The organism is Musicola keenii (assembly GCF_014855505.1).
In the GTDB taxonomy this organism is placed as follows: Bacteria; Pseudomonadota; Gammaproteobacteria; order Enterobacterales; family Enterobacteriaceae; genus Musicola; species Musicola paradisiaca.
On record NZ_JAAWVW010000036.1, the window covers coordinates 1 to 9433 of the forward strand.

Annotated in this window: 7 protein-coding genes and 1 pseudogene; 2 read left to right on the forward strand and 6 right to left on the reverse strand. The window is 47.2% G+C overall.

Going from position 1 to position 9433, the window contains the following annotated elements:
• Window positions 1-669: 669 nt before the first annotated feature.
• Window positions 670-780 (forward strand): annotated as a pseudogene (locus tag HEP82_RS20265) (Arm DNA-binding domain-containing protein); the annotation flags it as partial.
• A gap of 133 nt (window positions 781-913) precedes the next feature.
• Here the strand turns inward: HEP82_RS20265 and HEP82_RS19395 are convergent.
• The 4 genes from HEP82_RS19395 to HEP82_RS19410 are packed head-to-tail and all read right to left on the reverse strand — an operon-like array spanning window position 914 to window position 5920.
• Window positions 914-2296, reverse strand: a complete 1383-nt coding sequence (locus HEP82_RS19395) for a DHA2 family efflux MFS transporter permease subunit (protein WP_192459549.1) — start codon at window positions 2294-2296, stop codon at window positions 914-916.
• A 28-nt stretch (window positions 2297-2324) separates the two neighbouring features.
• Window positions 2325-3305, reverse strand: coding sequence for an aminoglycoside phosphotransferase family protein (locus HEP82_RS19400; RefSeq protein ID WP_192459550.1), 981 nt, complete (start codon window positions 3303-3305; stop codon window positions 2325-2327).
• Window positions 3302-4444 (reverse strand): hypothetical protein, encoded by a 1143-nt coding sequence (locus HEP82_RS19405; protein WP_192459551.1) that lies wholly within the window; start codon window positions 4442-4444, stop codon window positions 3302-3304. The genes HEP82_RS19400 and HEP82_RS19405 overlap by 4 nt, the downstream gene beginning before the upstream one ends.
• Window positions 4445-4492: 48 nt before the next feature.
• Window positions 4493-5920: a bifunctional 2-methylcitrate dehydratase/aconitate hydratase gene (locus HEP82_RS19410; protein WP_192459552.1), complete on the reverse strand. Its 1428-nt coding sequence runs from the start codon at window positions 5918-5920 to the stop codon at window positions 4493-4495.
• A gap of 463 nt (window positions 5921-6383) precedes the next feature.
• Between HEP82_RS19410 and HEP82_RS19415 the strand changes: the two genes are divergently transcribed.
• Window positions 6384-7271 (forward strand): LysR family transcriptional regulator, encoded by an 888-nt coding sequence (locus HEP82_RS19415; protein WP_192459553.1) that lies wholly within the window; start codon window positions 6384-6386, stop codon window positions 7269-7271.
• 152 nt (window positions 7272-7423) lie between these two features.
• Here HEP82_RS19415 and HEP82_RS19420 read toward each other — a convergent pair whose 3' ends face one another.
• Entirely contained in the window at window positions 7424-8629 is a 1206-nt protein-coding gene (locus HEP82_RS19420) for an acyltransferase family protein (protein ID WP_192459554.1), read from the reverse strand.
• A gap of 190 nt (window positions 8630-8819) precedes the next feature.
• A partial coding sequence (locus tag HEP82_RS19425; RefSeq protein ID WP_192459555.1) for an MBL fold metallo-hydrolase occupies window positions 8820-9433 on the reverse strand: 614 nt, incomplete at its 5' end.

Sequence of the window (9433 nt, forward strand, 5' to 3'; positions counted from 1 at the left end):
ATATATGATCTACTATTTATTTTGTATAGATATATGAACCCATGTTATCGCGATATTGTTCATTTCCTGATGTTTTTTTCATACCATCAGAGCCTTCATACGCTCAGAACAACCGGTTACATACAGATAGACAACTTTTTGTTAAAGATGTTCAAGTAAAAACAAATTTGTGATCAGGTTACTAATACGTATGCTTAGCAAGTTTATCTTTAAATACAATCACAAATAGTCAGTGGATAATGTTAAAAATTGAGTTGTCAGTCAATAATAATCTGCTTAGAACGGCATAAAAATCATAATAATGCTGTCAGTGTGATGTTGATCATCAACCCTTTTCAAGGCATCAGTGGACAACAAGATGTTGTTATAACAAATTGTTTTTAATTGACATTTTATGGTCATAGATTAAATAATGATGGTAAAAATGCTGGTAAAAAATCACAGTATTTAAATTAATCCAATAATTACAGGAGATACAGATGAAGTTCGAGTCCAGTCAGAGGAGCCAAATTCTTGTTTTCATGTCTCTTTGCGAATCCCTATATGATTTAGATTCAATAAGTTAACGTGAAAAGTCTTCCCGATGCATTTTCAGTTTTCCCTCCGCATCGGGAGAATTTGGTGGTCAGATTTGGGGTCTTTCCGGTTCGATAATGGAGTGACCCGCATATGTCTCTTAACGACACTAAAATCCGCAACTTAAAACCACCTGTTACCCCCATAAAACTCTCCGATTCACACGGTCTGTATCTTTTAGTTAATCCAGGCGGTTCACGTCTCTGATATCTCAAATATCGTATCAATAGAAAAGAATCCCGACTCGGTTTAGCGGGATACTGACAATCGATAGCGGCCAGCAGCAAAATGCTATGAATAAGCTGCTGGCATTAATCATGATACGTAATCCCGTATGTTATCGATGCAGGCGTAGCATACTTGATAGAGACGATAGCGCTGAGATTAGGCAGGCAAGCCCAAACACGTAGACGGCGAATTGTGCGCCTGTGTCATCCATCAATCCATTCAACAGCGCAAGCACCATCGCTACCAACGCCGCGCCAATGGATTGCCCTGCGGTCCTGGCGGTCGACAATACCCCCGAGGCCGTTACTGTTCGGTTCGCGGCGACATTCGAAAACATCTCTTTATTGTTCGGTGGCAGGAAGAATCCGTACCCTATCCCGCAAACCGCTACACGCCAGAGAAAATCATTCATCGTTGCCGCTTGCGACAGCAGTGCCAGTGATCCCAAACCCAGGCAAAAAATCATGACGCCGACCGTCGATATCTGGGTAGGATTTAAACGATTCGACAGCCTGCCGGCGATCGGGGCACAGATGGCTACGGCAACCGGCCACGGTGTAAAGATGAATGCCGATTCCAGAACAGAATAGTGATAGGTGTGTTGCAGAACAAAAGGCAACCCGACCAACGCCATCCCCTGAGCCACAAACATAGAGACGGAAGATATCACCGCAAAGGAATATCGCCGGGAATGAAATATATCCAGAGGCAGCAACGGACTCTTTGAGCGCATCTGCATGTTGAGGAAGATGGCGATCAGCACTACGGATGCGACGCCACAAAGTATGAGTATGCGGTTGTCCCAGCGCCCGATTTGATCGACAGCAACAACCATCAGTCCTAAGGCTGCCGCTGAGGTGACAGCCCCTCCCCAATCGAAACCGTCTTCCCGCTCAGTATCGGCGCCCAACGAGATAAACGAGAATAGAATGGCAAGTACACCCAACGGGATATTGATATAGAACAACCAGGGCCAATCAAGATAGGCGATGATCAGGCCGCCTAACGCAGGCCCAATGGCCGTCCCCACCGCAAAGGCCAACGCATTTAGCCCTAAAATGGTTCCCAGCGCATTCGGCGGAAAGATAACCCGGTAGAGACCCAGTCCGACACTGATCATGACCGCATAACTCACCCCCTGAAGTACCCGCATGGCAACCAGCATGCCGAAGGTTGAAGAAAGGCTGCAACCCAGCGATGCCAGCGTAAACAGCACCATGCCTGCCGTATAGAAACGCCGCTCTCCTATCCTTGAACCCAGTGATGCACAGATCAGCATCGTTGCTGCGCTGGCAACCTGATAGCCGTTGGTCACCCAGATGACAGAGGCTGAATCTACCCGTAACGCCTCGGCAATAGAGGGCAAGGAGATATTGACGATGGAACTGTCCAGCGCCGCCATAACCACGCCAATCAAAATGGCGGCAGCCGCCAGATAGCGCCTTGGCGCCTCAAATCCCTGTTCTAAGGTACTACTGCTGACCAACGACATATCCCGGACATCCTATAGTGAATTGAAGTTACGCACAGAGGCTTTCAGTCTCAGCACTCGGCCCTTCGAGGTATGCCAGCAAGCCAAGCATCAGCACTTCTTCGGGGCTGGCAACAACGGGAGAACGCGGTGCTTTCCATAGCTGTTTACTGCCGTTGATACGGATACTTCTCAGGAAACAGTAGGTTGTGAGTACATAGAACCGGTTCCGCATAGTCTCGCCCATCAGCGGCAGTAAACCTGAAATGCCGCCTAACTCCGGGATCTCGCTGAGAATGTTGCCGTAGTCCGGCTTCGCCAGCACGAACATCAATGCATCAGCCATCGGTACCATTTTGACCGCATCCTTCACCTCTGCCGCAAGCTCATGCCAAAACGAGAAGGCGAACCGGGAAAAGCCGAAAAGTGGATCCAGCCCATGCACCGAAAAATCAGGGTCGATGAAACGTGTCCGAGCATGCTCCTCGTTATAGAGCACATTGCCGAAATGAAAATTGAAATGGGCTTTTTCCACCGATCTGAACTCTTCTGTCCGGGCCAGCTCTGCGGCCCTTTCATAGACTTCCCGTGCGGTGGTACTGAATCGCGCGCCGTTAAGCAAAATAGGCTTATCAAACAGCTCATGTGCGAAGCGCGTGCCTTCCCACTCTTCCAGTAATCTGGCAGGCATATCGTGGGCCATCGCCGACGAGGTTGCTAATTCCAGGTCGATCGCTTTCTGTACATTCTCCAGGGTGTTTCTGACAATCATCCTGCGCTCAGCCAGCGAGCGTTGGTCGTCAAATACGATTCTGGACAACGGCAAAGAATCCACCTTCTCGAGAATATAGAACTGTCGTCCGGCAGCCAGCCCATCGTGCAAGACCGGCACCATCAGTTCTGGGTAAATAGCGTGCAATGCACGGATCTGATCAACTTCGGCTTTCAGTTTGCCATTGAACATTTCGGACATGGCCGTCTTCACGACGAAACCTGAACTCAAAAAATCTACGGTATGTGAGCTTGTCATTTTTCAATCCCCTGGAACGTGGCAACAGGCAGGCCAAATGCGACACTACGCGCTACAGCCCGGACAACAGCGCTATAGCCGACGGTGTTGTTAACAAACGACTGGATGATGATTTCACTCAAATTCTGGCTTGCCAGATAAGCAGGCCGGAGAATGCGCAAATGGTTCTGGTCAGAAAGAATCGTTGAGCATCGACGCTCGAAAGCATACGCACGGCTTCCTAAAGGCGTCCGGGATGCTTTAACAACATGAGGATGTGTCTCGCTCACCCGTTCAATCGCCGCCTCGATGAGGCTGGTATTCAGCGCTCCACCATCCCTGACGACGAAACGGTTGATCTGATATCCAGGTGCATGTACCGGCGCACGTAATGAAACAGTATTCACTAACGGTGCCCAAGGCATCACCTTGTCCTGACTCATGGCGATTTGAGAGAAGCTCGGACGGAGATTGTCGCGCGCATCCTGCTGGCGTCCTTCGAACGATCGCGTGCCGAGTACGCCGTTAGGCGTGTCCGGATGCACAATATCGGTTTCGACCGACACAATATGCGCGGCATTGCATTGAATCACTCTGAGCGCATCCATGAGAACACGCAGTGAGGCATGCATCCCATTCGTCTGACAAGAGCCGAGGCAATACATGCCAGAATCGACGACCTGACGTTGTATCGTGCCAATATCATCATGGGTCAGGTCTTCCAGACAGCCATAAATACTCGGCAGCGCATTGGCTTCTGCAACGCCCAGCACCACGTCCGCAAGTTCCAGCATATTGCGTGCGACAGGGCTATTTTTGTCCATATCCAGCTTGCTGGTTGCGATAAAGCCAATGTCAAAGCGACCCGTCTGCGGGGGAAGCGTTTTGGCAAGATCACCAAAGAAAAAGTGAACCTCGCGGCCGTCGATCCGAAGCGTGTCGCTATTAATAATGTTGATGTGGGACTGTATGCCGGGATGCGCCATTGCCAGACGGGCCACGATGCCATCCATCGGATGCAGTTCAGGGTAATGTTTATCCAAAGAAGGCGGATTAGTGACAACGGTGTGAATAGCAAAACCATCCTTCGCCGGATCATTCTGAATCAACAGATTCGCACCGATCTCCGCACCACAACCCACCAGTATTGCTTTTTTCATTTCATCACCTCGCGCTAAATGAATCACTGTCAGTGTTTAAGATCAGGTCTAATCCCAGGAGAACATTTCCAGGAGATCGGTGACGGACATGGCATCCAACGTTGATTCAGAGATCAGCGTCTCGGCCAGGACAGGGGAGCGGTCACGCAGCGGGCTGTCCGCTAGATTCAGATGGAATTTCGTCAGCAGTGCATCGAAACACTCTTCTCGACGGCGAACATGACCCAGCGGATATTCAATGGTTTCGGCGATCTCGTCGGCCATTCCATGGCATTTCAGATGGAGCGCATTGGGAATGGCGCGCTTCTCTGGGTCGTAGTAGCTCTCGGTAAAGGAAGGGTGTTCAGTGCAGGTAATTTTTAACCGTAGTGCATCCAACTGAGGATCAGAGGCGAGCGGTTCGTGGAAATCCTTAATCGTCAGGTTTCCGGTTTGAAGCCCCACAGCAACCATATACTGGAGACAGTGATCGCGGTCGGCCGAGTTTTTCAATGGCCCTGATTTATCAATAATTTGAATCGCAGGTCGCGTTGTTTCTACCCGCACATACTCAATGCTTTCAGGAGAGAAACCGGCTGCAAGTATCCGCTCCCGCAGATTGATGGCCGCTTCTACCGCCGTCTGGGCATGGTACTCGGCAGGATTGGGGACTTTGAACAAGATATTCTTAATCACAAAATCCGACAGGTTGCGCGACAAATTGAATGGCTTGCCTCGCAAAACGGCATCATCGAATCCCCACCGGCTGACCGTCAGCGCTGTGGGATAACCCATTTCACCGGTTTGCGCGAATAGCGCCAATTGCAGGCCACGCGCCGTCGCATCACCCGCGGCCCATGACTTGCGCGTTCCCGCATTGGGCGCATGCCGATAGGTTCTGAGAGAATGGCCGTCAATGATCGCGTTGGACAGCGCACTTAATGCCTGGTCTTTTGACAAACCGAGGATCTGTGCTGAGGCTATCGCAGAAGCCACTTTAACCAACACCACATGGTCAATACCCAACGCATTGAAACAGTTCGACAAACACAACACACCGTGGATCTCGTAGGCGCGAACCATCGTGTTCAAAACCGTGGTCATAGCAACTGGCGGCTTATTACTCTCAGCCCGACTATGCCATGCGGCGGCGGCCAGGATTGCCCCCAAATTATCAGACGGGTGCCCCCACTCTTGCGCAAGCCAGGTGTCATTGAACTCCAGCCAGCGGATCATCGAACCGATATGGAAAGCCGCCTCAACAGGCCCCAGTCTTAGCCCGGTACCGGCGACAGAGACGCCATCGCGGCGTTTGCTGAACTGAGCGCCGGTCATCAGCCGCATACAGTCACGGTCGGTGGATGCAGCCATCGCGCAACCTATCGAATCCAGCAGGCAATAACGCGCCAGCCGTAAAGTCTCATCATCAAAGGTTGCCTGCTCATAGGCATAGTCAACCAGTTCAACCATTACCCTATCAAACTCTAGGTGCGCCATATTTAACCCCATAGACGAAAATGAATTTTTCAAATTACACGTAATGGAGACAGTGATACTTATATGCAGAAAATAGAAACAGACAATCCATTGATTTATATTAAATTACGCCTTCCCTCTCTTAAAATCGTAATGGCCATGGTAATAAAAGACCAGTGAATAAAATCGAAGCGCTCATCGAAAATATTGATACCCCACCAATATTCCTATTGAGGGTGATGAATAGAACGGGGAAAAGGACATGGGTGACAAAGGCTGAAAATAAGCAGAGTCTGTTGTTAGCATTGACAATTCAGAATTAATAACTGTTTGTCAGCGAATAATATTGACACGTCCCTGAGAAGGCCACGCATGACCTGCATTCTCCTCTCAGAGTGGGGATTTAAACATCGTGACAAATTTAATAATACAGAATATAAATAATTGTTGTGACGGTGAACTAATTTTAAGCATGAGGTCTCAAATGAAGCTGAGTGAACTTCTTGCGTTCGTGACAGTCGTGGAGACAGGGAACATAACCCAAGCAGCCGAGCGGCTTAATCGAGCACAATCAAGTATTTCCCACCGAATCAGAAGCCTGGAGGATAACCTGGATGTCACCTTATTAGATCGAAAAACAGACGGTTGCTCACTGACTGCGCAAGGGCAGATCCTGTATGATTACGCGCTGAAAATATTAAACCTTGCGGATGATTGTAAAAACAACATTTCCCATTCAAAAAATAGCCAACTCAATATACGAATTGGCATCATTGAATGCCTACCCCCTTATATTGTTAGCTCACTAATCGACTTGGGTCAGAATTTAGGCTGGAATATAGATATTTCGATTGGAAATACCATAAGTTTGCTCAATGCCTTTGACCAAAATGAGTTTGATGCGGTAATCATCGGGGCGGGGTTTTCAAACACGCAACATACACGTTCCATATTACTCTCCAGTGAGCTGGTTATTATTACCGAGAAGAACTACCCGACAATTAAAGATATCTCTAGTCTGGATGGCGAAGTTTTTTTACTCAGCAGCAAAAAATGTGCTACCACGACCCGCAACTATAATGTTCTCTTTAATGAAGGCCATATCACACCTAAGCGAGTTGTCGAATGTGGCTCTTATCCCGTGTTGTTCTCCAGCATTGCTGCCGGTAAAGGCGTATCGTTAGTATTACGTTGTTCGATCAGTAGCGAGGTACAAAATAAGATAAAAATTCATGAACTCTGTGGCCAGTTTAATGACTTCAAAATAGAGCTTGTCTACCGTACCGATTCACCTTATCTGGATAGCACTAAATTCAAAGGAATAATGACTTCAGTTTTTCAGGATCCCCGGCTGTACAATATCGGTTATTAGATATTTGTCGCAAACGCCTGCACATTCCCTCTTTTTACTGACCGCCATTCATTTTATCGAGTGCGGGAGAGCATACATCCGACGTATGCTCTCCTCTGCGAAGTAAGCTATACCACAACAAGTCACCTGCAACTTGAAGTATGACGGGTATATCATGCAGATTTACGCAGAATGACTAATTCTTTCGTTCTGTACTTCTCTAAAATGAATTTCATCATCGGTACTTCAAAATACCTATATAGAAAAGACGCACATGAAACCGACAGAACCAACGCAACAGCGATAAGCGCTACCCCCTCGGGCAAGTTAAACTTTCTTCCCGCCGTGAGATTCAAAAAATAGAAGAGCACTAAGAAATGAACCATATAAAAGGAATAGGATATCTCTCCTAACCACACAGACGTTTTCGTGTTTAACAGCGTATTTCGTTTTTTCAAATCATCACCTGCCATAGAAATGATTAATAAACAAACAGGAATGATGAAAACCACACTCATGCTGAACTGGTATGGGATATACATGGCACCGATGTACGCGACGATAAGCAAGGCAAGTGAGGCTGTTTTCGTCAGTACAAGTGCCCGCCCGTTTATCAGCAACCGGGCCGCAAACATACCGGCAAAGAACTCAAATATGCGTGATGGCGGAAAAATATATGAAACCCAAAAGTGCTGCTGCGAAATCGGAAACGCCCCCATCATCTGGTTCGGCTCAACCCAAATGTAAATACAGATTTGCACCAGCAAGGATGCCACGGTGACGACGATTAATCCGAGTAAATCGAATTTTTTAGGTATTGATTTCATCACTCTAAAAAGAAATGGGAATGAGAGATAAAACATGGCTTCGATACAAAGTGACCAACTGGGTCTATTACCCACAAAAAAATAATGAACATCGTCAACCCAGGTATTCAATAAAAATAGATTTGATGCCCATAGCTTATATTGATATATGCTTATGGCACCAATAATAAACGCGATAGCCCAGGTCAAACAATGTGTGGGATAAATCTTTGCAAAACGTCGCAGATAAAAATCACCTGCAGTGTCGTTATCTCTCGCAGACCACACCATAATGAACCCACTGAGGATAAAGAAATAGGAAACGCCGAGCCAGCCTGCCTTACCCACAATAACAGTGAAAACATGCTGAATAGTAGGGTCTGAAAATGGCGCGAGATCGCTGGGAAACGATGAGTGAAATAAAAACACCAATAATGCAGCCCAGAATCTGCTTCCGGTAAGTGATGGAAGTTTAGGTTGCACAGGTAATTTCTCCATCGTAACTGATTGACGTTTCTCTGATTCATTGACATCAGCGTGAATACTTATTTCTCTGTTTATTGCAGGATTCATAGTGTTCCCCCTGAAGAAAGTATTTTATACCGAAGAGTTTATTCGGTAGCATAGCGACCATGTTACACAGGAAAAAATTAATAACGGCAAAGCAACGTTGCAGGGCAGACAGGTTGCCAGTCATTCATCATTGCGATGCCGGTCAGGTAATCGATATTTTCAGAGTAGAACGTTCTATCTATAGTTTTAACTATTCAACATTGACGATCCCGTATCCGAATTTACGCTTTTCAATATAACCAAAGCCTTGTTCGCCAAAGTGCATACCGCCGACCAAGATCCTGTCCGAGCTAATGACATCAAGGATGCGGGAACGTGTCTCTGCCGCCATTTGAGGATCATAGTCAAAGGCGATTGCAACCTCCGGTTTCAGTAATTGAATATGTGGGAAATGAACAATATCGCCCCAAATCAATAGACTATCTCGATCCCCTTCAATCCGGTACCCTGTATGTCCCGGCGTGTGGCCTTTCAGCGGGGTAGTAAAAACACCAGGAAACACCTCGCCTTTATCGATCAGGCGAAGACTTTTCTGATACTTTTTAAATATACTCCGCGCTAACAGGAAATTACCCTTTACCCGGTCATTCACTACAGCGAAATTATCATCATCTTCCAGATAATTAAATTCATCGCTATTTATGATCAATTCAGCATTAGCAAATACAACCTCACCCTTTGCGCTTAATAATCCACCAATATGGTCTGGATGTGCGTGTGTCAGAAGAACAGCATCAATATCCTCAGGTTGTATATCCAGCCTGGCGAGATTGGATATCAGCCTGCCCCCCCACCCCTTAACAC